This window comes from Flavobacterium macrobrachii (assembly GCF_014486675.1).
Lineage (GTDB): Bacteria > Bacteroidota > Bacteroidia > Flavobacteriales > Flavobacteriaceae > Flavobacterium > Flavobacterium macrobrachii.
The window spans coordinates 1-24329 of record NZ_JACTAC010000056.1 but is presented as its reverse complement, the minus strand read 5'-3'; the positions used below and the strand labels follow the sequence as shown (position 1 = coordinate 24329).

Here is a 24329-nt window from a genome sequence, read left to right as displayed (position 1 = left end):
GAACTCGGAAAGCTTTAACTTTATAGAAAGTCTTTTAAAACTTAAAAAACTTCTACTACACGCATTGCATTACCTTGAGCCAGTAAATAATCAACGGTATCTACTTTTTGGTAAAACTCGATACCTAAACACGCAATCACACTAACGCCAGCATCAGGAACTAATCCGCCAGGAGCGGTAGCCGTCAGCGTTATAGTTGTGCCGGTGTTGTTGATGGGTTGAATAGCACTATAGGAAGTAATCCCCAAACTATTTTGCTCTGGTGCATCAGGCTCATAGCTTAGTGTACTCTCGTCAAAACTATAATCCGACAACCAACCCACAGCAGCCGCAATACGGAAACCTGTAGCACCTGCGGGAGCATTGATAAAGTTTATTGGAATGAATGACGGAATAGTAAAGGTAATCTCCACACGGTCAGTATCTGAAGTAACCGTATAAGGAGCATTGAAAACCGAAGTAAAACTAATCTTCTCGTTAAGTTCTAAACCTTTAGCCTGTGTTTTGTTAGCACTCAGTGCAATAGGACGTTGTCCTCTTACGCCTGAAGCTCTTGCATTAATCGACTTGAATAGTCTGGTTAGAGAAGCGGTTAAAGTGCTACCGCCCATAGTCTGAATAACACTGCTTAGAGCAGTTCTAAATGCCTTACCTACTTTAGCAGCTCCGCCAAACTCGGCATTGTTCTCTCGGGTTCTTACGAAGTTCGAACCTGTTGCAATACGTTCCTTGGTCGGACCTCCTGCGGTTCTGGCCAAATACTCACCGTTAGAAGTATAAAAACTCATACCTCCAATGTTACCAACTAACTTGATAACGCCTTTTTGCTTACTCATGATCTAAATATTTAATGGTTACTAAAAAATGAGTAAAGCTGTCTTACATAGTATTGGTTTTAAGTTGATTACTACAAATAACGTGCCAACCAAAAAACAATACCCAAAGCAAGGGTAACTAAAAAACAACAATATAAAGCTAAAAAGTATTAGAAAAATTACTACTTTTACCTCACGTTCTTACAAGGAAAAAAGCAGTTTTTGTAGATTTTGGGAGATAGAAAAAAGAGAAAAGCGGTCAAAAAATCGAGTTAAGACATACAAGTATAAGTACAATGGCAAGGAGTTCCAAGACGAGTTGGGGCTTAACTTCTACGACTATGGAAATAGAAATTATGATGCGGCGATTGGGAGATTTTTCAATATGGACAGATTTGCTGAAAAATATTACCATTTAAATCCATATCAATATGGAGCTAACAACCCAATTATTTACAATGATATTAAGGGTGATAGTATACTAATATATTCTAAGCAAGATAAAGCACATGTCAAATATGACAATGGAAATCTTTATTCAAGGAATTCAAAAACAGGTAAATGGGAAACATATAATGGTAAAAACATTAAGATTGATAAGAACGGAAATAAAACAATTGGAGGATTTTTAGGAAAAGCAGTAGCCGCATTAGATAAAATTCGAAGTGGTAAAGCAGGAAAGGAATTAATAAGTGCAATACAGAATGACCCTAAATTTATTAGAATTGGCGAAGGAAAAAATCAGTCAGGAGGAACAGCAGGTGTTGTCAGTTGGAATCCGTCTAACACAAGAGGGGGACCAAATCAACAAGGGAGTACTAGTCGACCCGCTTATATTGGTTTAACACATGAATTAGGGCATGCTCTTGATGGTTTGGACGGAGTAGTCAACAATACGTCTATTGGTAACATAGGAGGAAGTAATGTTCCAGCTACTGAATATGAAGCTATGCATTGGGAAAATAGAGTAAGAGGTGAGAATGGCTTATCTTTAAGAACTCATTATGGTAATGATGCCAGTGGTAATGCTGTAGGTCAAATATTAAATTCTAATGGCTCTAGTAGTATTTATACTCAACAATTAGTAATTCCGACAACTCATTTAAATGCTCAATTTACGCCATCTGGTATACAAGTTACACCAATTTCAAGTACAACAACAATAGTTATTCCTTTTCAATACAAATAAAATCATGAGACATATGGTAATACTATTATTAGCTATTTTTATTCAAAATTCTACAATAATTAAACTTGAAGATTATTATTGTGGAGAAGGAGTTATTTTTGACAAGAGTGTAAAATATCCTTTTGTAGAATCTGATTACAAAGTAGGCTATACTCCGACAATAAATGATATTAAAAAGACAGAAACATACTTATTTAATAATTATTATGAGTATGAAACGAATGTCTTGGATAGTTTTAATTTGGATAAATCAAAATTTAAAAAGAAGTTTAAAAACCCTCTAAATGTTAAAAAAAAGTTTTTGAAATATAATAGACAGTATACTGGATTTATAGACAAATCAAACGATACTATTATTTATATTGGGTTGTTAAATTTTGAAAATAAAAAGTTAGCAAATAAAAATTTTGAAGGTTGGAAAGAAAATATTTTTTTTGGTTTCGATGGTTTTTATCAAAAAAATCAAAAAGCGTATTTATACAACATGAGTAAGAATAAATTTGTTTATAAGTTAGATAGATAATTTGGTAATGTATCAAATGGTAATGTCCCAAATTAGGACAGAACTTAAAAATAAAAATTAAATCATTGAAAAACAGTGTTTAGAGTAAAAACTAAATGCTGTTTTTTTGTTGTATAACTATATCTTTTGAAGATTGATAGTTTGTTAAAAAGCATAAAATAAGGATTTGATTTTGCTATGTGTATTAAATTAAGGCATTAGAATATCAAGAATTCAAATGATATCATTTTTAGCCCCGATGGAAGTGGAAATCCTCGAAGAGATTGAAATGAACAGCGGGAAAATAGACAGCAAGAAATCACTAACGATTCACTTCAAAAAAAGCATTATTGAAATTACTATTTGACTTTATCTAAAAAAGAAATTGTTAAATATTTCCTTTTTACGGTCAGTCTTCTACCTTTGTACTTCTGAATAAAGAAATACCATGAATAAATATAGTAAAAGACGAGAAGCACTTTTATATCATGCCAAACCAACACCAGGAAAAATTAAAGTGGTTCCAACCAAAAAATATGCTACCCAAAGAGATTTGTCGTTAGCCTATTCGCCAGGTGTTGCCGAACCTTGTTTGGAAATTGCTAAAGATGTAAACAACGTTTATAAATATACTTCCAAAGGAAATCTTGTAGCGGTAATCAGTAACGGAACGGCGGTTTTAGGTCTTGGTGATATTGGTCCAGAAGCGTCAAAACCCGTAATGGAAGGAAAAGCATTGTTGTTTAAAATCTTTGCTGATATTGATGTTTTTGATATTGAAGTGGGAACAAAAGATATTGATGCTTTTATTGAAACCGTAAAAAATATTGCGCCAACTTTTGGTGGAATTAATCTTGAAGATATTAAAGCGCCTGAGTCGTTTGAAATTGAAAGACGATTGGTGGAAGAGTTGAATATTCCGGTGATGCACGATGATCAGCATGGAACAGCAATTATTTCTTCGGCGGCATTGATAAACGCACTCGAATTAGCAGAAAAACAACCCGAAAACGTGAAAGTTGTTATTTCTGGCGCAGGTTCGGCAGCGTTAGCTTGTGCGAATTTGTATTTGCTTTTAGGCGTAAAAACCGAAAATATTATTATGTTCGACAAAGATGGTGTGCTTTCTTCTGAAAGAACCGATTTGTCTGATTTACAAAAAAGATATACTGCTGGAAAACCAGGAACAACTTTAGCAGAAGCGATGAAAAATGCCGATGTTTTCCTTGGATTATCGGCTGGAAATATCGTTTCTCCAGAAATGCTTTTGTCGATGGCAAAAAACCCAATCGTTTTTGCGATGGCAAATCCAATTCCAGAAATTGATTATGATTTGGCCATTGCAACTCGTGATGATATTATCATGGCAACTGGTCGTTCTGATCATCCTAATCAGGTGAATAACGTATTAGGTTTTCCTTATATTTTCCGTGGCGCATTGGATGTTCGTGCAACCAAAATTAACGAAGCAATGAAAATGGCAGCGGTTCGTGCTTTGGCAGCTTTGGCAAAAGAATCGGTGCCAGAACAAGTGAATATTGCCTATGGCGAAACGAGATTGAATTTTGGAAGAGAGTACATCATTCCAAAACCATTTGATCCAAGATTGATAGCCGTTGTTGCGCCAGCAGTTGCAAAAGCTGCTATGGAAAGTGGCGTGGCATTGAACCCAATTTCCGATTGGGTAAAATATGAAGAAGAACTTCTTGACCGATTAGGTTCTGATAATAAAATGGTTCGTTTGTTAACTAATAGAGCGAAAACGGAACCAAAACGAGTGGTTTTTGCCGAAGCCGATCATTTGGATGTCTTGAAAGCAGCTCAAATTGCGCACGAAGAAGGAATCGCCAAACCAATTTTATTAGGAAATAAAGAAGTGATTTTGGAACTAAAAGAAGAACTTGGCTTTGATGCTGATATTCCAATTTTTGATCCAAAAACCAATGAAGAAGACAAACGTAGATTAGAATATGCTCAGATTTTTTGGGAAGCAAGACAACGCAGAGGAATTTCGTTGCTCGATGCTCAAAAATGGATGCGCGAACGCAATTATTTTGCTGCAATGATGGTCAATCATGGCGATGCCGATGCTATGGTTTCGGGATATTCTAGAAGTTATCCATCTGTAGTAAAACCTTTGATGCAATTAATTGGCAAAGCGCCAGGAATTTCGTTGATTGCTACGACCAATATGATGATGACCAATCGCGGACCAATGTTTTTATCCGATACTGCGATAAATCCAAATCCAACAGCAGATGATTTGGCAAAAATTGCTTTGATGACTGAAAAAACAGTTAGAATGTTTGGAATGGAACCTGTTATTGCCATGGTTTCGTATTCTAATTTTGGTTCTTCTTCAAATGAAAGTGCTACTAAAGTTAGAGAAGCGGTTGCTTATCTTCATAAATATTATCCCGATTTAATAGTGGATGGCGAAATTCAAACGGATTTTGCTTTAAATTCAGATATGCTAAAAGAGAAGTTTCCTTTTTCAAAATTGGCTGGAAAGAAAGTCAATACCATGATTTTTCCTAATTTAGAATCGGCAAATATCACCTATAAATTACTAAAAGAACTCTATAAAGTAGATTCTATTGGTCCGATTATGCTAGGAATGGAAAAACCAGCTCATATTTTCCAACTGGGTGCAAGCGTAGAAGAAATGGTCAACATGGTAGCAGTAGCAGTAGTTGACGCACAAGAAAAAGAAAAAAGAAGAAAGATGATTCAAGTAAATTTATAGATTTTTTTAACATTAGTTCAAGTAAAAACACTCAGTTAGAGAAATTTATTATATTTGAAATGACTTTTTAATCAAAATGATAGCACATATTCAAGGCAAATTAGTAGAAAAAACACCAACCGAAGTTGTGATTGATTGCAACGGAGTTGGGTATCATATTCATATTTCTTTGCATACCTATTCTTTATTACCAGCAACCGATTTTATCAAGCTTTTTACTTTTTTACAAGTAAAAGAAGACTCGCATTCGCTTTTTGGTTTTGTAGAAAAATCAGAGCGCGAGTTGTTTAAATTATTGCTCTCCGTTTCGGGAATTGGAGCCAATATTGCTAGAACAATGTTGTCTTCATTGGATCCAAAGCAAATTATTCATGCTATTGGTAGTGGTGATGTTGCAACAATTCAGTCTATTAAAGGAATTGGAGGTAAAACAGCGCAGCGCGTAATCTTGGATTTAAAGGAAAAAGTGTTAAAAATCTATGATTTGGATGAAATTTCGATTTCTTCACACAATATTAACAGAGAAGAATCGTTATCTGCCTTGGAAGTTTTAGGATATCAACGAAAAGCATCTGAAAAAATTGTCGATAAAATTATCATAGATAATCCGTCGGCAACCGTTGAAACGATTATCAAACAAGCCTTAAAAAATTTATAATTTTTGGAAACAAATTACCATACTTTTTTTTCAAATAGACTAATTAAAATTGTTTTAGTACTAATTTCTTTAGTTAGTACAAATGCATTTTCACAAGTTGAAGAAGATGATAAACCCAAAGACTCTGTTGGATATAAAACTGGTAGAGTTGAAATTGGTAATCCTAATAGTATTGTCAATGCCTATACCTATGATCCAATAACTAATCGATACATTTATACTAGTACTTTTGAAGGTTTCAATATTAATTATCCTATAATCTTAACTCCAAAAGAGTATGAAGAATTGGTGCTTAGAGAGTCGATGCGTTCTTATTACAAGCAAAAATCAAAAGCCATTGATGGAAGAGGAACCGAAGCGGATAAGAAAGATTTGTTGCCAAGATATTATGTAAATTCAGGATTTTTTGAAACGATATTTGGTTCTAATACTATTGATGTAAAGCCAACTGGTTCGGTTGAAATGGATTTAGGGGTTCGATATACCAAACAAGATAATCCAGCATTTTCTCCAAGAAATAGAGCGCAAACTACCTTCGATTTTGACCAAAGAATTTCAATGAGTTTGATGGGAAAAGTGGGAACACGATTAAATGTTAATGCTAATTATGACACCGAGTCAACATTTGCTTTCCAAAATCTAATCAAACTTGAATATGCGCCAACCGAAGACGATATTATTCAAAAAATTGAAGTTGGTAACGTTAGTATGCCTTTAACGAATTCATTGATTCGTGGTGCGCAAAGTCTTTTTGGGGTTAAAGCACAATTCCAATTTGGAAAAACTACTATTACAGGAGTTTTCTCAGAACAAAAATCACAAACCCGTTCTGTAACAGCTCAAGGAGGTGGAACAATTCAAGATTTTGAATTATTTGCTTTAGATTATGATGCAGATAGGCACTTTTTTCTTTCGCAATATTTTAGAAATAAATATGATAGAGCGCTTGAAAATTATCCTTTCATAAATAGTAGAGTTCAAATAACTAGAATTGAAGTTTGGGTTACAAACAAGCAAAATAGAGTCAATGGAACAAACAATAATTTAAGAAATATTATTGCACTACAGGATTTGGGTGAAGGAAAATTAAACGCAATTTCAGATAACGATGTGGTTGCAATTTCAAATCCACCAGCAAATTTCTTTTTAACCCCAACCGAGTTAGCACCAGATGTTCTGCCTGACTCAGAAGGAGATTTACCTTCAGATAATAGAAACAATAGATACAATCCTGGTAGAATTGCTGAACCCAATTATTTGCTGAAAAGTGAGATTAGAGAAGTTGTAACAGCCAGCCAAGGATTTCAAAATACTGGAGTAAGCGAAGGAACGGATTATGCAAAACTAGAGAATGCAAGAAAATTAAATCCAAACGAATATACTTTTCATCCTCAGTTAGGATATGTTTCATTGCAACAACGATTGGCTAATGATGAAGTTTTAGCTGTAGCATATCAATATACCATTGGTGATCAGGTATATCAAGTTGGAGAATTTGGAACTGATGGAGTAGAGTCTACTTCAGTTTCAGGAACAGCAGACGATCCAAATGTTTCAACAAATTGTTTGATTTTAAAAATGCTGAAAAGTAGTTTGACCAATGTTAATGCGCCGATTTGGAACTTAATGATGAAAAATATTTATCAAATTCCGGGAGGTTTTCAACTGCAACAAGAAGATTTTCGTTTCAACATTCTTTATACAGATCCATCGCCTATAAATTATATTTCTCCGGCAAATTCCTCAACTCCACTTCCCGTTGGAGTTGCAGAAACACCATTGATTAAAGTTTTTAATGTTGATAAACTAAATTTCAACAATGATCCACAAAATGGAGGTGACGGTTTCTTTGATTTCTTTCCAGGATTGACAGTAGATCAGCAAAATGGTAGAATTATCTTTACTACTGTAGAACCTTTTGGTCGACATTTATTCGAAAAATTAAGAACGAATGGCGGTGAAGATTACTTTGAAGATTATGAAGCGACAAATTTACCTACTACAAATACATTTAACTCTAACCAAGCTAAATATGTGTTCAGAGAAATGTATAGAACAACTCAAGCAGCAGCCTTACAAGATGCGTCAAGAAATAAATTTCAACTGAAAGGTCGTTTTAAATCAGCAGGTGGAGATGGAATTCCAATTGGAGCATTTAATGTACCAAGAGGTTCAGTTGTGGTAACTGCTGGAGGAAGAGTTTTAGTGGAAGGGGTTGACTATAGTGTAAATTATCAAGCAGGAAGAGTTCAAATTCTTGATCCATCATTAGCCAATACACCTGTAGAAGTTTCTGTTGAAAATAATGCAACTTTTGGTCAACAAACTCGCAGATTTATGGGTATAAATGTTGAACACAAGTTTTCTGATAAATTATTGGTTGGAGGAACGTTTATCAAGATGACTGAAAGACCTTTTACAAATAAATCTAACTATGGTCAGGAGTCAGTTAACAATACAATTTTTGGTTTCAATGCTAACTATTCTACAGAAGTTCCTTTCTTAACTAGATTAGCCAATAAATTACCAAATATTGATACCGATGTGCCTTCAAATTTATCTTTGCGTGGAGAAATTGCATTCTTAAAACCAGAGGCTTCTAAGAATGATCAATTTGATGGTGAGTCTACAATCTATGTTGATGATTTTGAAGGTTCACAGACAACTATTGACATGAGAGCGCCACTTTCTTGGTCATTGTCAAGTGTTCCTGAGTTTCCAACAAATCCTTCTCCTGGAACTGTGCCATATAATTTTAATTCTAATGCATTAGATTTAACCTATGGCTACAAAAGAGCAAAGCTGAATTGGTACAGTATCGATCCAACAATTTATGTTCAAACTCCGAGCGATATAGGTAATGATGGAATTTCATTAAATTCAACTAGAAGAATTTTAAATAGAGAGTTGTATCCAAATCTTGATCAAACTATAGGGCAAAGTCAAGTAGTTAACACGTTAGATTTAACTTATTATCCTGCAGAACGCGGACCATATAATTTTGATCCAGCTGGAGCTACAGCTGATTTTGTAAATCCAGCACAAAATTTTGGAGGAATAACAAGGGCAATAAATTCAACAAATTTTGAGCAAAGTAATGTGGAATACATTCAGTTTTGGATAATGGATCCTTATTATTCTGGAACTTCAAATCCTGATTTGAATGCTGAAAACCCTCTGAATACCGGAAAAATTTATTTCAATTTAGGCGAGGTTTCCGAAGATGTTTTAAAAGATGATAGAAAGCAATATGAAAATGGATTACCATCCAATTCTAATTCTCAAGCACTTACTAGTTCTACAGCTTGGGGAAAAGTTCCATCATCACAGTCATTAATTTATGCTTTTGATGTTGATGGAGCAAATAGGTCATCGCAAGATGTTGGATTTGATGGATTAAATGATCAAGAAGAAGTAGGACTTCAAGGAATGGATCCGGTGTTTGCATCCTTGCCTGATCCTGCAGGAGATAATTATCAGTACTTTTTGAATGCTTCTGGAGATGTTTTCCAACGCTATAAAAATTATAACGGTGTACAAGGAAACTCGCCAGTTGATGTCTCGGATACCAATAGAGGTTCAACTACACTTCCAGATGTTGAAGATATCAATAGAGATAATACCATGAATACTATCAATGCATATTATGAATACAGCATTGATATTAAACCAGGAATGACAGTTGGTACAAATTTTATTACTGATGATAACCCAACCACAGTATCAAATCTTCCTAATCAAAAATCAATTGACGCGAGATGGTTACAATTTAAAATTCCGGTAAAAGAGTTTCAAAACAAGGTTGGAAATATTTCAGATTTTCGTTCCATCAGATTTATGAGAATTTTTGTTACAGGATTTACAGAACCAATCACTATTCGTTTTGGAGCATTAGATTTGGTTAGAGGTGAATGGAGACGTTATGAAAATTCATTCCAAACCACAGATAACAATCCTGCTGATGATAATACAAATTTTGATGTGCTTTCTGTTAATATACAAGAAAATGCAAGTCGAAGACCAATTCCTTATGTAACACCACCAGGAGTTGTAAGAGAGCAAATTGCAAATGGTAACGATATTGTAAATCAAAATGAACAATCCTTGTCATTGAGAGCTTCTGGAGAAGGTCTTGAAGTAGGCGACTCAAGAGCAGTGTTTAAAAATGTTAGTTTGGATATGCGCCAATTTAACAAATTAAAAATGTTCCTTCATGCTGAAGCGCTTCCATCACCAACGGATCCAACTCCATTACAGGATGATCAAATGGCGGCTTTCATTCGTTTAGGAAATGACTTTACAGATAACTTCTATGAAGTACAAATTCCGTTAAAAGTTACCGCTGAAACAGCAAGAAATCCCGAAGAAATTTGGCCAGAAATAAACGAATTGGATTTGCCTATAGATTTGTTGACTAAATTGAAAGTACTTGCATTAAGTGCTGATCCATCTGAATTTGTTGATGGAATTCTTTATCGAAATGATGTAGAACTAAATCCTGATTTAGCATCTAACACCAATCGCGGACCTTTAAGAATTGGTGTGAAAGGAAATCCAAATTTTGGTTTGGTTAGAACGTTGATGGTCGGAATAAGAAATATTTCTGCCCAAGATGGCGTGAAAGGTGAAGTTTGGTTTAATGAGCTTCGTCTGGCTGATATGAACAACAAAGGTGGAATGGCAGCGGTTATTAATATGGATGCAAACATGGCCGATTTTGCAACTGTTTCTGCAACTGGAAGAAAAAGTACAATCGGATTTGGAGCATTAGAAGAAGGTCCAAACGAAAGAAGTAGGGAAGATGTTTTACTCTACAATATTGTATCTAATTTTAGTTTAGGAAAACTATTGCCAAAAAAATGGGGAATAAACTTGCCGTTCAATTACGCTATCGGTGAAGAAACAATTACTCCAGAATACGATCCATTCAATCAAGATATAAGACTACAACAATTATTAGATAATACAACTGATGCTGCCGAACGAAGAAATATTGAAGATAGAGCGTTGGATTATACAAGAAGAAAAAGTATCAATTTTATTGGTGTTAAAAAAGACCGAGCACCAGAGCAAAAAGCTCGAATTTATGATCCAGAAAATCTAACCTTGTCTTACTCTTACAATGAAGTTAAGAAGCAAAATTATGAGATAGAAAATTCTATTGATCAACAAGTAAATGCAACGGTTGATTATACTTATACTTTTCAACCTAAAACTCTTGAACCATTCAAGAAAACAAAATTCATGAAGAAAAGTAAATACTGGCAAATGCTTAGTGATTTTAACTTCAATTATTTACCTACCAATATTTCTTTTAGCTCAAGTATAATTAGACAATACAACAAACAACAGTTTAGACAAGTTGATGTAATTGGTCTACCTATCGATCCATTATACAGAAGAAATTATATGTATAATTATCAGTATGGATTTAATTATGCAATTACAAAATCATTGAAAGTTAACTACTCAGCTTCAACAAGAAACTTAGTGCGAAATTACATAGACGAAAATGGTGATCCAGATGACAGTTTCAATGTTTGGACCGATTTTTGGAACATTGGAACGCCAAATCAACATAACCAACAATTAGTGGTTAACTACGATTTGCCAATCAATAAATTACCTATTTTATCGTTTGTGAAATCTACTTATTCTTATACAGGAGATTTTAGTTGGACACGTGCTTCATTAGCAGTTTCTCCGCTTGTTATAAACGGTCAAGAATTTGATTTAGGAAATACAGTCCAAAATGCTGGTTCTCATAGAATCAATTCTACTTTTAACATGACAACTTTTTATAAGTATATTGGTTTAGGACCAAAAACAAAAACGGCTCCACCAAAAACATCAGCTCCAAAACCTGGTGAAAAAATTACTGCAAAACCTCAAGTTGCTCAGACTGAAAACGTCTTTCTAGAAGGTTTAAAAGGAGTATTAACTAGCGTAAAAAATGTTCAAATCAACTACACTAGAAACGAAGGAACTTTACTTCCTGGGTTTTTACCAAGCATTGGTTTCTTTGGAACTTCAAAACCAGGACTTGGATTCGTGTTTGGTGATCAAGCAGACGTTCGTTATGAAGCGGCTAAAAACGGTTGGCTGACTACATACGAAGACTTCAATCAAAACTATACACGCGTTGTCAACAAAACACTTGACATGACGGCAAACATTGATTTATTCCCTGATTTTAAAATCGACTTAACAGCCAATAGAACTTTTGCCGAAAATTTCTCTGAACAATATGATTTAGAAAATGGTGTTTACAATTCTCGTTCACCATATAGTTTTGGAAACTTTTCCATATCAACAGTAATGTTAAAGTCAGCATTTAAGGTAAGTGATGAAAATTTCTCTTCTACTTTTAATGATTTTAGAGGAAATAGAATTATCATTGCCGATAGATTAGCTGAACAATATTATGGAAATACTACTTATGCTAGAGATGCAGAAGGGTATCCTGTTGGTTTCGGTAAAAATAGTCAAGCCGTTTTATTACCCTCGTTTTTAGCTGCCTATACAGGATTATATACATCTGGAGCAAACGACTCGGCAAAAGATATCTCTTTGGGCTCATTGCGAAATATTCCTATTCCAAACTGGACAGTGAAATACACTGGATTAATGCGTTATAAATTCTTTAAAGATACCTTTAAACGTTTTTCAATTCAACACGCTTATAGAGCATCTTACACTTTAAATTCATTCCGTTCAAATTTAGAATTCGATAGAAATAACCCTGCTAAATTAGATGCTGGTGGTAATTTTCAAAACCAAACCATTGTAGGGAATGCAAATCTAGTGGAACAATTTAATCCGCTTGTGAGATTAGATTTTGAAATGAAAAACTCATTAAAAGTACTTGCTGAAATGAAAAAAGATAGAAGTTTATCATTAAGTTTTGATAATAATCTTTTGACAGAAGTACAAGGTTTAGAATATATTATTGGTTTTGGATATCGATTTAAAGATGTAATTTTTTCTTCAACACTAGCCGATAATCCTACTGGAATCATTAAAAGTGATATCAATATGAAAATCGATTTCTCCTATAGAAATTCCAAAACTATAGTGAGATATTTAGACTATGACAATAATCAATTAGGTAATGGACAAAACATTTGGTCAGCAAAATTAACAGCAGATTATTCGTTTAGTAAAAACCTAACGGCCATTTTCTTCTATGACCATTCGTTCTCAAAACCAGTAATTTCTACATCGTTCCCGTTAACCAATATTAGAGCTGGATTTACATTGCGATATAATTTTGGAAATTAATGATTTTTTAAACGATTAGTTTTATAAATCAATTTAGAAATAATACTTTTGAGGAAATTTTAATTACTAAACAAAATGAACATACCAGCTAATTTAAAATACACTAAAGACCACGAATGGGTTGCAATTGATGGCGATACGGCTACAGTAGGAATTACAGATTTTGCCCAAAAAGAACTAGGCGATATCGTTTATGTAGAAGTTGAAACTCTTGACCAAACTTTAGATAGAGATGAGGTTTTTGGAACAGTTGAAGCTGTTAAAACAGTATCCGATTTGTTTTTACCTTTAACGGGTGAAATCGTTGAGTTCAATGAAGAATTAGAAACAACACCAGAAAACGTTAACAACGATCCTTATGGTAAAGGTTGGATGATTAAAGTAAAAATTTCTGATACTTCAGAAATCGACCAACTATTATCTGCAGATGATTATAAAGCACTTATCGGAGCATAAAACCTTTTGGTTTTTAACTGCGCTGGGTTGGACAATCTTTGTTGCTTTTACGTGTTTAATAAATTCTAATGATTTACCTTCCATTGAAATAGAAGTTATAGGAATAGATAAAATAATTCATTTTCTGTTTCACTTTATTTTTACATTACTTTGGTCGATATATTACTTCAGTAAAGAAAAAAAAGTAACTCAAAAAAGACTAACTACCATTGTAATTATTTCATTACTTTTTGGTATTATCATAGAATGGTTGCAAGCTAGTTTTACGCTAACAAGACAAGCCGATGTGTTAGATATAATCTTCAATTCAGGAGGAGCAATTTTAGCAGGATTGATAGTCTATCTTACTTTAAAAAAGTATCCTATTGCAAATACTTAAATAAAAAGTCCCATTTCGATGGGATTTTTCTATTTTTATACCTTAAATTTCGTTCGATTAATCTCTACTTATGAATATCAAGCAATATCTTGACTCTACTTATCTAAAAACGCCTGAACAAGCTAGACTCTCAGAAACCGAAAACGCTATCATTGTTGAACAATTTATTCAAGAAGCTATCGATGAAGACTTTAAATTAATTATGATTCGTCCTAGTGAAGTAAAAAAGGCTCGAAAAATGATTGATGACCAAAAATCTAAAGTACTAGTTGGAACTGTAATTTCTTTTCCCGAAGGAACAAATTCACTAGAAGAAAAACTAGACGAAGCCCAACAAGCGGTTAATGATGGTGCAGATGAACTAGATTATGTTTGCAATTATAACGCCTTTAAAAATGGGGATATAAATTTAGTAAAAAAAGAAATTATTGAAGGAACAAAATTGGCTTTTCAAAATCATAAAGTGGCCAAATGGATTATAGAAGTTGCAGCTCTAACCGATGCACAAATTATTCAAATTTGCGCATTGATTAAAAATGTTGTTATTGCAAATTTCAAAGAAGATTGTTATCCAAATGTATTTGTAAAATCATCCACAGGTTTTTATACAACGGAAAACGGATTACCAAATGGCGCAACAATCCCTTCAATAATTATGATGATTGAAAATGCTTCGCCTTTACCCATAAAAGCAGCTGGAGGAGTTAGAACCTATGATGATGTTGTAGAAATGATACAGCTAGGAGTGAAAAGAATTGGAACTTCAGCGGCAAAAACAATTGCTGACGGACAAGTTTCTAAAGAAAATTATTAAAATTAGAATTCTATCATGAATAAATTAATTGTCTTACTATCGATTTTTCTTGGATGGGTTGCCAATGCCCAGCAAGAAAATACCATTTCTGAAAAATTTCCAATTTTTCCTGAGTGCGAAAATCAACAAGGAACTGAATTAGAAGCCTGTTTTTACAACACAGTTCACGACTTTGTATTCAATAATTTCAAAGTTTCAGACGAATTACAAGGCAAAAATTACAAAGGCAATGTTATCGTACTTTTCGAAGTAACGAATGAAGGAAAATTTGTCGTGCAATATATTGATGCTAACGAAAAAGAGTTAATTGAAGAAAGCAAAAGAGTTTTTGGATTGTTACCAAAAATTACTCCACCAAGCTATAACGGAAACCCAACGTATGTAAAATATACTATCAAATTTACAATTCCGTTACAAAGTAGAGCTCAAATTCAAGAAGCAAAAGAAACTGAAAAAGCAGCTCTACAAAATTCAAAAAAATACATTCCAAGTAATGTGAAAGAACTAAACGAAGTTGACGGGATTCAATACAAAACATTCGAAAATCCGCAGTTTTCAAGTCATTTGAATATTCCATTTTCGCATAGTTATTATGCGCAATTCGATGACGAAATGAATGTTGTAGGAACCAATAATCATACAAGTTCAAAACCTTATTCGTTTGCTGATGTTTCAAAATATTACAATGTAAAAGAAGAAACTCAAAAATTGTATAAAAACAAGTCAGGTTGGTGGGGAAAAAAACTTTGGAACGAAAATCTAGTGGCCATGCAAGGCGAAGACTATTGGTTTACGCTAAACCCAATTCTAGATTTACAATTAGGAAGAAGTCAATCCGATGTTTCGAATAGTACTTTTGTCAATACACGAGGAATTCAATTTAACGGGGGTTTAGGCAAAACGGTCAATTTCACTACCACTATTTATGAAAGTCAAGGTCGATTTGCAGGCTATTTTAATCGATTTGCTGAATCAATAAAACCTTCAGGCGGAAATCCAGCTATTATTCCTGGAATTGGAATTGCTAAAGATTTTAAAACCGATGCGTATGATTTTCCTTTAGCAGAAGCTAATTTAGCCTTTACACCAAGTCAATTTTTTAATCTGAATTTAGGTTATGGCAGAAACTTTTTAGGCGATGGATATCGTTCACTTTTATTAAGCGATGGCGCAAGTCCATATCCTTATTTTAAAGTTAACACCACTTTTTGGAAAATAAAATATACCAATATATATACTTGGTTAAAAGACGTTCGACCAGAAGTTACTGTAGATAGAACGTATGCAACCAAATATGTAGCTAGCCATTATTTGAGTTTGAATGTAACCAATCGTTGGAATTTAGGATTGTTTGAATCGGTAGTTTGGACCGATCAAAACAACCGTGGTTTTGATATGAGTTTTGTAAACCCAATTATTTTTTATCGTGCTGTTGAATTTTCTTCGTCTTCTAGAAGTGGAAATGCTTTGTTGGGTTTAACATCAAAATACAAATGGAACAATCAAATCAATTTTTATGGACAATTTTTACTTGACGAATTTTCGTTAAACGATGTAAAAGCTGGGGATAAAAGTTGGAAAAATAAATTTGGTTACCAATTAGGAGCAAAATATTATCATGCGTTCAAAGTGAAAAATTTGTTACTACAGTTAGAATACAATCACGTTCGACCTTATGTGTATGCACATAGCGAAGCAATAACCAATTATGGACATAACAATCAAAGTTTAGGACACAATTGGGGAGGAAATTTCAAAGAAGTAGTTGCCATTGCTCGTTATTTTAAAGGAAGATATTTTGCCGATGCTAAAATTACTTTCGGACAACGCGGATTAGATTTTAATACTACTGAAGATAGTTTTAATTATGGCGGAAACATCTACTTGGATTATGATGTAGACCGACCTTTTGACACTGGAGTTACTGTTGGTCAAGGAAATAAAACCACTATTTTCATCGCCGATTTACAAGCTGGTTATTTAATAAATCCATCAACCAACATGAAATTATTTGGAAGTTTAATCTATCGTAGTTTTGATCCAACAGCTGATACAGCTTCAGCTTTTAAAGAGAACACCACTTGGTTTTCATTAGGTTTGCGATGTGATATATTCAATTGGTATTTTGATTACTAAGAAATTAAAAACAATTAAATACATTAAATTTGTTAAAACTCTTTAATTAGTATTTTACTAAAACAACCAACCACCAACTATGAAAAAAACATATTTTACTTTAAGTTTGATGTTAGTGCTAACGGCAAATTATGCTCAAAATAGTGTAACAGCAAAAGCGGATAAACTTTTTGAAAGTTATCAATATGTTGCTGCTATAGAAGAATACACTAGACTTGCAGAGAGTAAAAACGCAAGTGAATACATATACAAGCAATTAGCTGATAGCTATTATAATGTATTTGACTCCGCAAATGCTGCTAAATGGTATGCAAAAGCAACTTCCAAAGGAAAATCCGATGCCGAAACCTATTATCGTTATGCTCAAACATTGAAGATTTTAGGAAAATATCAGGAAGCCAATAAACAAATGGATGTTTTTGCCAAAATGATGCCTTCGGACGCTAGAGCAAAAGAACATCTAGCCAATCCAAATTATGTTCCAAGTTTAGCCAACAATTCAAAACTTTTTGAAGTAGCACAAACCAATATTAATAGCAAAGGGCAAAGTGATTTTGGAGCAATAGTAACCAATGATAATACATTGTATTTTACGAGTACCAGAAACAGTTCAAACAAAACAGATAATTGGAATAAGCAACCATATTTGGATATTTATCAAGCAACAAGAGACGAAAAAGGTGTTTTTTCTGAACCTGTTCAAGTAAAAGAGTTGAATACACCTTTTCATGATGGACCAATTACGCTAAGTGCTGATGGCAAAACAATGTTTTTTGCTCGCGATGGACACAGCGAAGGTCAATATGAAAAAAATAAAAAAAGCAATATAAAAGTAGGCCAACAAGGTATTTATAAAGCTACTAAAGTTGATGGCAAATGGACTAATGTAGAAGCATTACCATTCAATAGTACAAGTTATTCATTTACAAATCCAAGTTTAACTAACGATGGAAAGACCTTGTATTTTGCCTCAAATATGCCAGGTGGATTTGGAGAATCAGACCTGTGGAAAGTTTCAGTTGAAACCAATGGATATGGGAAACCTCAAAATTTGGGACCAAATATAAATACAGCAGATAGAGAAAATTTTCCTTTTATTACCGAAGATAATATACTTTATTTTGCCACAACAGGAAGACAAGGATTAGGTGGTTTTGATATTTATAAAATGGATTTAAGTAATAATACAACTGCCCAAAATGTTGGAAAACCTGTGAATAGTGAGAAAGATGATTTCTCTTTTAGTTTTAATACTAAACTAAATGTTGGATACTTTTCGTCCAATAGAAATGGGAATGATGTTATTTTCTCTGCTATCCCAATTTGTAAAGCAGAAGCTGTCGTAATTGTTTCTAATGTAAAAACAAAAGCACTTTTAGCTAATGCAGATGTTGCAATTTTAGATGTAAAAGGAAATGTAATTGCTACTGAAAAAACAAATTCAGAAGGAAAAGTAAAATATCCTATTGAATGTAATTTAGGTTATGGATTGAAAGTTGCTGCTCAAAATTTTGAATCAACTTCCTCTGCTGTAAAAATAGATAAAGCTGGAATTGCAACAGTAGAAGTTGCATTAAAACCGCTTGAAGTTGTTATTACAGATAAAGAGGTAATTTTAAATCCAGTTTACTTTGAATATGATAAGAGTAACATTACTGCTCAAGGTGCAACGGAGTTGGATAAGCTAGTTAAAGTAATGAAAGATAATCCATCAATGGTTATTTTTGTTAAATCGCATACTGACTCTAAAGGTGGAGATGATTACAATCTAAAATTATCCGAAAGAAGAGCGCAATCTACAGTGCAGTATTTAATTTCAAAAGGAATTTCTCAAGGTAATATTTCTGGAAAAGGATTTGGAAGCACGGAACAAAAAATTAAATGTGGAACCAATTGTACCGAACAACAAGATTCTCAAAATAGACGTTCTGAGTTTTTAATTGTTAAAAAGTAGTAATCCGATTAAACTTATTCTAATAATAAATCGAATTAACTACATTGTAAAACTGCTATATTTTCTTTGAAGCTTCAGATCATTCTTCTCAATATAATTTTTTATGGCAATTTCCTTAAACAAGTCAATAACTTATTGAAATTTAGTATCAAAGTTGTTTGTGAATTATATACTTGCCACTCTTGCAGTAGTGATCAATAGATTAAAAAAAACCACTCAATTTTGAGTGGTTTTTTTGTGGAGTCGCCGAGAGTCGAACTCGGGTCCAAACAAGGAAGCAAAGAGCTTTCTACACGCTTATTTTCTGATTAGATTTTCGATAGTTGGCTAGGTCAGAAACAACCACAAACTACTTAGCTTTATCAGTGTCAAAATGGATTTAAAGCTTTACCATTTCTAGGTTTATTTTTACGGTTTACCTAAATCAAGCGCCACAAACCAAGGCTTTTGAGGTAAATCTAGCTTTCCAACCTTGTTGGAACTAGGCAAATCTTACTATAATTCAGATTAAGCAGCTAAAGCGTAATTATTTTCGCCGTTTATAGGTTCGTACCTTTGGATTTACGAGCAAAAAGTACAATGCTCGACGTGCTTACTGTTCATTTCATCTTGCTGTCAAAACCAGTCGACCCCAAAATATATTTTCTGTTTATCAAAAATTAGACCACAAAAATAATGATTATTTTTTTATTTCTACCATTCATCCTCTTTCAAAAATGAACTGAAGTAATTTAACAAAAATTTATGTTCGGTTAGTTCGGTAATTACCGAACTAACTTTAATTTTGCAAAAAAAAACATATTCTCATGGATAATGAAAAATGTGAATTAATAGAATTGTTTGGAATTCATTTCGAACGCCTTTATAACGTATCTCCACTTGGAGGACGAATTTTGGCAACCTTGGTTATAGACGGATGCAAATCAGGATTGACTTTTGATGAATTAGTTGAAAAAATGCAAGCCAGTAAAAGTTCCGTTTCTACCAATCTTAATTTGTTACTCAAAACGGGTAAAATTGAATATTTTACATTAGCAGGCGACAGAAAAAAATACTTCAAAGCAGCACCTTTAAGCCAACGATTAAAAAATTATTTAACCATAGTTGATGGTGAAAAAATGCTTATAGAAAAATTAATGAACTACCGCAAAAAGAATATTTCTTGTGTTCAAGAAGAAATTAATTTCCAAAATATGTGTGCCTATAAAGAACATGTTTTACAAGTAGAACAACTGCTACTTTCAACCATCAATAAATTCAAATCCATAGAAATCGAAAATCAAATTGCTAAATAAAATCTGCCATGAAAAAAGAAAGTTTTATATTATTATCCCTACTAACGCTGACTTTGTTTTCTTGTAATAAAAAGGAAACTGAAAAAAAAGAAATGCCACCAATGCCATATAAAGTAGTAGAACTGCAAAAAGCAAATACTACTTTAACAGCAGAATATCCAGTGACTTTAGAAGGTATTACCGATATTGAAATTAGAGCAAAAGTCGATGGATACATCGAGAAAATATATGTTGACGAAGGGCAAGAAGTAAAAAAAGGACAACCGCTTTTTAAACTAGAAACCCAAACTGCTACTCAAGATGCTGCTGCTGCTAAAGCCAGAGTTGATGCGGCTCAAGTTGAAGTAAACCGTTTAAAACCATTGGTAGAACGCAACATCATCAGTGATGTACAGTTAGAAACGGCAAAAGCTAATCTAGCTAGTGCCAAAAGTACTTACCAAAGTATAGTAGAACGAATTAATTATGCTACCATCAAAAGTCCTGTGAACGGAATTGTTGGAACTATACCTATGCGTTTAGGAAGTTATGTAAGCAGTCAAACGGCTGAACCACTAACCCGAGTTTCCGATATCAGTTCGGTTTATGCTTATTTTTCAGTGAATGAAAAACAACAGCTTGACATTATGATGAATGCAGAAGGACAATCATTTCAAGAAAAAGTAAATAAAATGTTGCCTGTAAAATTATTTCTAAGCAATGGAATGGCATACGAACAATCAGGTAAAATAGAAACTTTTAGCGGTCAAGCTAATGTGCAAACGGGTTCGTTTAATGTAAGAGCAAAATTTCCTAATGCCAATAAATTACTTCGTTCAGGCGGAAGTGGAACCATCCAAATTCCAACCGATTTGAAAGACGTTATCATTATTCCTCAAAATGCTTCAATGGAGTTACAAGACAAACGCATTGTACTTGTGGTCGATAATGAAAGCAAAGTAAAAGCGGTACCTGTTGAGGTTAGAGCTGTTTCGGGAGGAAAATTTTTCGTAGTAGATAAAGGATTGAATGTAGGCGATAAAGTGGTGCTAGAAGGTGTTGGTATCATCACCGAAGGAACAGCCATAAAGCCTGAATTAGTTGAGTATAACGAAGTAATTAATCCTACCACAAAATAATTATAAACTAACAAATTATGTTTGCAAAATTTATTGACAGACCAGTATTGTCAACGGTAATTTCTATTATCATTGTTATTTTGGGGATTTTAGGATTGATTTCGCTTCCAGTGTCACAATATCCTGAAATTGCGCCACCTACAGTAACCGTTTCCGCTAACTATCAAGGAGCAAGTTCCGAAGTAGTGATGAATTCGGTAGTAATTCCGCTAGAGGAACAAATCAATGGAGTGGAAGACATGACTTATATGACTTCTACCTCAAGTAATGACGGTTCAGCTTCCATTAATATTTATTTCAAATTAGGAACCAATCCCGATTTGGCTGCCGTAAACGTTCAAAACCGTGTGTCTCGTGCTACACCTTTGCTTCCTCAGGAAGTAACTAGAGCAGGAGTTACCACTGCCAAAAGGCAAAGTGATAACATTTTGATTTTTTCATTATACAGTGAAAACCCAAATTATGATATGACTTTCCTTCAAAATTATGCGAATATCAATATTTTACCAAAAATCAAGCGTGTTCCGGGCGTTGGAGAAGCAATGGTTTTTGGTCAAAAAGATTATTCCATGCGTATTTGGCTAAAGCCAGATGTGATGGGTTCTTATGGACTTGTACCATCGGATATTACCAATTTGTTAGCCGAACAAAATATTGAAGCTGCTCCTGGACAATTAGGTGAAAGTGGCAATCAATCCTATCAATATACTTTAAAATACAAAGGTCGTTTACAAGACATCAAAGAGTTTGAACAAATTGTAATTCGTTCTACCGAAAATGGCGAAGTGCTTCGTTTAGGCGATGTGGCAAAAATTGAACTCGGAGCCATAAATTACGCTAGTAATACGTTAACTAACGGAAACCCATCGGTAGCAGTGGCTATTGCTCAAACAGCAGGTTCTAATGCACAACAAGTTATCGAAGGTTCGTTGAAAGTATTAGAAGATTCTTCGGTGAATTTCCCAAAAGGAGTAAAGTATAGAGATTTAGTTAATGCTAATGATTTCCTTGATGAATCTATCACAAAAGTAATTCATACCTTGATAGAAGCTTTTATTCTGGTATTCCTTGTAGTTTTTGTATTTTTACAAGATTGGCGTTCTACCTTGATACCAGCTATTTCAGTACCAGTTGCTATTGTTGGAACTTTCTTCTTCCTCAATTTATTTGGATTTACAATCAATCTATTAACGCTTTTTGCTTTGGTATTAGCCGTCGGAATTGTCGTCGATGATGCCATTGTTGTCGTCGAAGCCGTGCATGCCAAGATGGAAGAAGGCGAACACGATCCAAGAAAAGCATCGCACAGCGCTATGAACGACATCAGTAGTGCCATTATTTCCATTACTTTAGTGATGTCGGCAGTGTTTATTCCAGTTTCGTTTATTAGTGGTTCGTCGGGAGTTTTTTATAAGCAATTCGGATTGACCTTGGCGGTTTCCATCGTCTTATCGGCTATTAATGCATTGACACTTTCGCCAGCTTTGTGTGCCATTTTCTTAAAACATCATGACAAAGGCGAAGAGAAAAAAGGCTTTTTACAACGATTTTATTCAGGATTTAATATAGCATTTGAAGCAACCACAACTAAATATAAAAAGTCAGTTGAATTTTTTATCAAACGAAAATGGCTAGCATTTTTAGGAATTGCAATTTTCACAGCTTTGTTTGTGTTTTTAATGAATATTACGCCAAAAGCTTTCGTTCCTAGCGAAGATACGGGTGGTGTTTTATCTGATATTTCACTTCCGCCAGGAACATCATTAGAAAGAACAGAACAGGTTTTATTGCAAATTGAAAACAAAGTAAAAGACATTCCCGAAATCGAAGGTATTCTTAGAATTTCAGGTAGAAGTTTATTGAGCGGAACCGGTAGTAATTATGGAATGGTTATCGTGAAACTAAAACCTTGGGCTGAACGTAAAAACGACAATCAGGAAATCACCGCTATAGTTGGCGAATTGTTCAAAAGAACGGCATCAATAAAAGATGCCAAAGTATTATTCTTTGCTCGACCAACCATTACAGGATTTGGTTTCAGTAGCGGATTTGAATTCCAGTTGCAAGACCAAAAAGGAGGAACCATTCAAGAATTGAACACGGTTAAAGATAAGTTCTTGGCAGCTTTAAACAGTCGTCCAGAAGTGAAATATGCTTCAACTTCATTTTCTCCAAATTATCCGCAGTATCGTATCGATTTGAATGTACCTGCAATTAAAAAATCAGGTTTAACCGTTGCCGATGTTTTAGGAACTATGCAAGGTTATTATGGTGGAGTTTATGCTTCCAATTTTAATAAATTCGGAAAACAATACCGTGTAATTTATCAATCGGAACCACAGTTTAGAACCGATCCTGAATCATTAAATAAAGTTATGGTGCGAAATAACACAGGTAAAATGTCGCCTATTTCACAATTCATTACGCTAGAAAAAGTTTTTGGTCCACAAGCTATTGAACGTTTTAACTTGTTTACTTCGGTAAAAGTGCAAGGTGCGCCAAACGACGGTTTTAGTACAGGTGAAGCCATTAAAGCGGTAGAAGAAGTAGCAGCACAAACCCTACCTGTTGGTTATGGCTATGAATACTCAGGAATGACTCGTGAAGAAATCAGCGCTGGTGGTCAAACCATTTTCATTTTCATGCTGTGTTTAATCTTTGTTTACTTCTTGTTAGCCGCTCAATACGAAAGCTATGTTTTGCCATTTGCAGTACTTCTTTCATTACCTGTTGGTTTAGCGGGTGCTTATATTTTTGCTTTCTTCTTTAATGTAAGTAATAATATTTACCTTCAAATTACACTCATCATGCTGATTGGATTATTAGCTAAAAACGCCATTTTGATTGTAGAATTCTCTGCCGAAGCAAGGCGAAAAGGATGGAGTATAAAGCAAGCAGCCATTCAAGGTGCCGGTGCGCGTTTACGACCAATTTTGATGACATCTTTTGCCTTTATTTTAGGATTATTACCATTGATGCTAGCGCA

General features: G+C 34.0%; 14 protein-coding genes and 1 other RNA gene. 13 read left to right on the top strand and 2 right to left on the bottom strand.

The window, feature by feature from the left end:
- Positions 1–41: 41 nt before the first annotated feature.
- On the bottom strand, positions 42–836 hold the full coding sequence (locus tag IAI56_RS11890; protein WP_187658081.1) for a hypothetical protein: 795 nt from the start codon (positions 834–836) through the stop codon (positions 42–44).
- 133 nt (positions 837–969) lie between these two features.
- Here IAI56_RS11890 and IAI56_RS16135 point away from each other — a divergent pair, with 133 nt between their 5' ends.
- From IAI56_RS16135 to IAI56_RS11840, 10 genes are all read left to right on the top strand, one after another.
- Positions 970–2004 (top strand): RHS repeat-associated core domain-containing protein, encoded by a 1035-nt coding sequence (locus IAI56_RS16135; protein ID WP_342354542.1) that lies wholly within the window; start codon positions 970–972, stop codon positions 2002–2004.
- 13 nt (positions 2005–2017) lie between these two features.
- Positions 2018–2527, top strand: a complete 510-nt coding sequence (locus IAI56_RS11880; RefSeq protein WP_187658080.1) for a hypothetical protein — start codon at positions 2018–2020, stop codon at positions 2525–2527.
- Between the two features lie 427 nt (positions 2528–2954).
- Complete coding sequence (locus tag IAI56_RS11875) at positions 2955–5252, top strand: NADP-dependent malic enzyme (RefSeq protein WP_187658079.1); 2298 nt, start codon at positions 2955–2957, stop codon at positions 5250–5252.
- A 76-nt stretch (positions 5253–5328) separates the two neighbouring features.
- Complete coding sequence (gene ruvA / locus IAI56_RS11870) at positions 5329–5910, top strand: Holliday junction branch migration protein RuvA (RefSeq protein WP_187658078.1); 582 nt, start codon at positions 5329–5331, stop codon at positions 5908–5910.
- Positions 5911–5913: 3 nt separating this feature from the next.
- Positions 5914–13191: a T9SS outer membrane translocon Sov/SprA gene (gene sov, locus IAI56_RS11865; protein WP_222941010.1), complete on the top strand. Its 7278-nt coding sequence runs from the start codon at positions 5914–5916 to the stop codon at positions 13189–13191.
- Positions 13192–13266: 75 nt separating this feature from the next.
- Positions 13267–13647, top strand: a complete 381-nt coding sequence (gcvH, locus tag IAI56_RS11860) for a glycine cleavage system protein GcvH (RefSeq protein ID WP_187658077.1) — start codon at positions 13267–13269, stop codon at positions 13645–13647.
- Positions 13619–14026 carry a VanZ family protein gene (locus IAI56_RS11855; protein WP_187658076.1) on the top strand — a complete coding sequence of 136 codons (408 nt, stop codon included), beginning with the start codon at positions 13619–13621 and terminating at the stop codon, positions 14024–14026. Before gcvH ends, IAI56_RS11855 begins: the two co-directional genes overlap by 29 nt.
- Positions 14027–14096: 70 nt before the next feature.
- Positions 14097–14840: a deoxyribose-phosphate aldolase gene (gene deoC, locus IAI56_RS11850; RefSeq protein ID WP_187658075.1), complete on the top strand. Its 744-nt coding sequence runs from the start codon at positions 14097–14099 to the stop codon at positions 14838–14840.
- A 15-nt stretch (positions 14841–14855) separates the two neighbouring features.
- Positions 14856–16976, top strand: coding sequence for a capsule assembly Wzi family protein (locus IAI56_RS11845; RefSeq protein WP_187658074.1), 2121 nt, complete (start codon positions 14856–14858; stop codon positions 16974–16976).
- Between the two features lie 79 nt (positions 16977–17055).
- On the top strand, positions 17056–18930 hold the full coding sequence (locus IAI56_RS11840; protein WP_187658073.1) for an OmpA family protein: 1875 nt from the start codon (positions 17056–17058) through the stop codon (positions 18928–18930).
- A 235-nt stretch (positions 18931–19165) separates the two neighbouring features.
- On the opposite strand, the gene ssrA is transcribed toward IAI56_RS11840, so the two are convergent.
- Positions 19166–19563: a transfer-messenger RNA gene (gene ssrA, locus IAI56_RS11835) on the bottom strand.
- A gap of 173 nt (positions 19564–19736) precedes the next feature.
- Here ssrA and IAI56_RS11830 point away from each other — a divergent pair.
- From IAI56_RS11830 to IAI56_RS11820, 3 genes are all read left to right on the top strand, one after another.
- Positions 19737–20225: a GbsR/MarR family transcriptional regulator gene (locus IAI56_RS11830; protein ID WP_187658072.1), complete on the top strand. Its 489-nt coding sequence runs from the start codon at positions 19737–19739 to the stop codon at positions 20223–20225.
- An 8-nt stretch (positions 20226–20233) separates the two neighbouring features.
- Positions 20234–21343, top strand: coding sequence for an efflux RND transporter periplasmic adaptor subunit (locus IAI56_RS11825; protein WP_187658071.1), 1110 nt, complete (start codon positions 20234–20236; stop codon positions 21341–21343).
- 17 nt (positions 21344–21360) lie between these two features.
- A partial coding sequence (locus IAI56_RS11820) for an efflux RND transporter permease subunit (protein ID WP_187658070.1) occupies positions 21361–24329 on the top strand: 2969 nt, incomplete at its 3' end.

Excerpts from the sequence above, each read along its gene's own strand:
- IAI56_RS11890 (WP_187658081.1), bottom strand. The coding sequence starts at position 836 with ATGAGTAAGCAAAAAGGCGTTATCAAGTTAGTTGGTAACATTGGAGGT.
- IAI56_RS11880 (WP_187658080.1), top strand. The coding sequence starts at position 2,018 with ATGGTAATACTATTATTAGCTATTTTTATTCAAAATTCTACAATAATT.
- IAI56_RS11875 (WP_187658079.1), top strand. The coding sequence starts at position 2,955 with ATGAATAAATATAGTAAAAGACGAGAAGCACTTTTATATCATGCCAAA.
- ruvA (WP_187658078.1), top strand. The coding sequence starts at position 5,329 with ATGATAGCACATATTCAAGGCAAATTAGTAGAAAAAACACCAACCGAA.
- gcvH (WP_187658077.1), top strand. The coding sequence starts at position 13,267 with ATGAACATACCAGCTAATTTAAAATACACTAAAGACCACGAATGGGTT.
- IAI56_RS11855 (WP_187658076.1), top strand. The coding sequence starts at position 13,619 with ATGATTATAAAGCACTTATCGGAGCATAAAACCTTTTGGTTTTTAACT.
- deoC (WP_187658075.1), top strand. The coding sequence starts at position 14,097 with ATGAATATCAAGCAATATCTTGACTCTACTTATCTAAAAACGCCTGAA.
- IAI56_RS11845 (WP_187658074.1), top strand. The coding sequence starts at position 14,856 with ATGAATAAATTAATTGTCTTACTATCGATTTTTCTTGGATGGGTTGCC.
- IAI56_RS11840 (WP_187658073.1), top strand. The coding sequence starts at position 17,056 with ATGAAAAAAACATATTTTACTTTAAGTTTGATGTTAGTGCTAACGGCA.
- IAI56_RS11830 (WP_187658072.1), top strand. The coding sequence starts at position 19,737 with ATGGATAATGAAAAATGTGAATTAATAGAATTGTTTGGAATTCATTTC.
- IAI56_RS11825 (WP_187658071.1), top strand. The coding sequence starts at position 20,234 with ATGAAAAAAGAAAGTTTTATATTATTATCCCTACTAACGCTGACTTTG.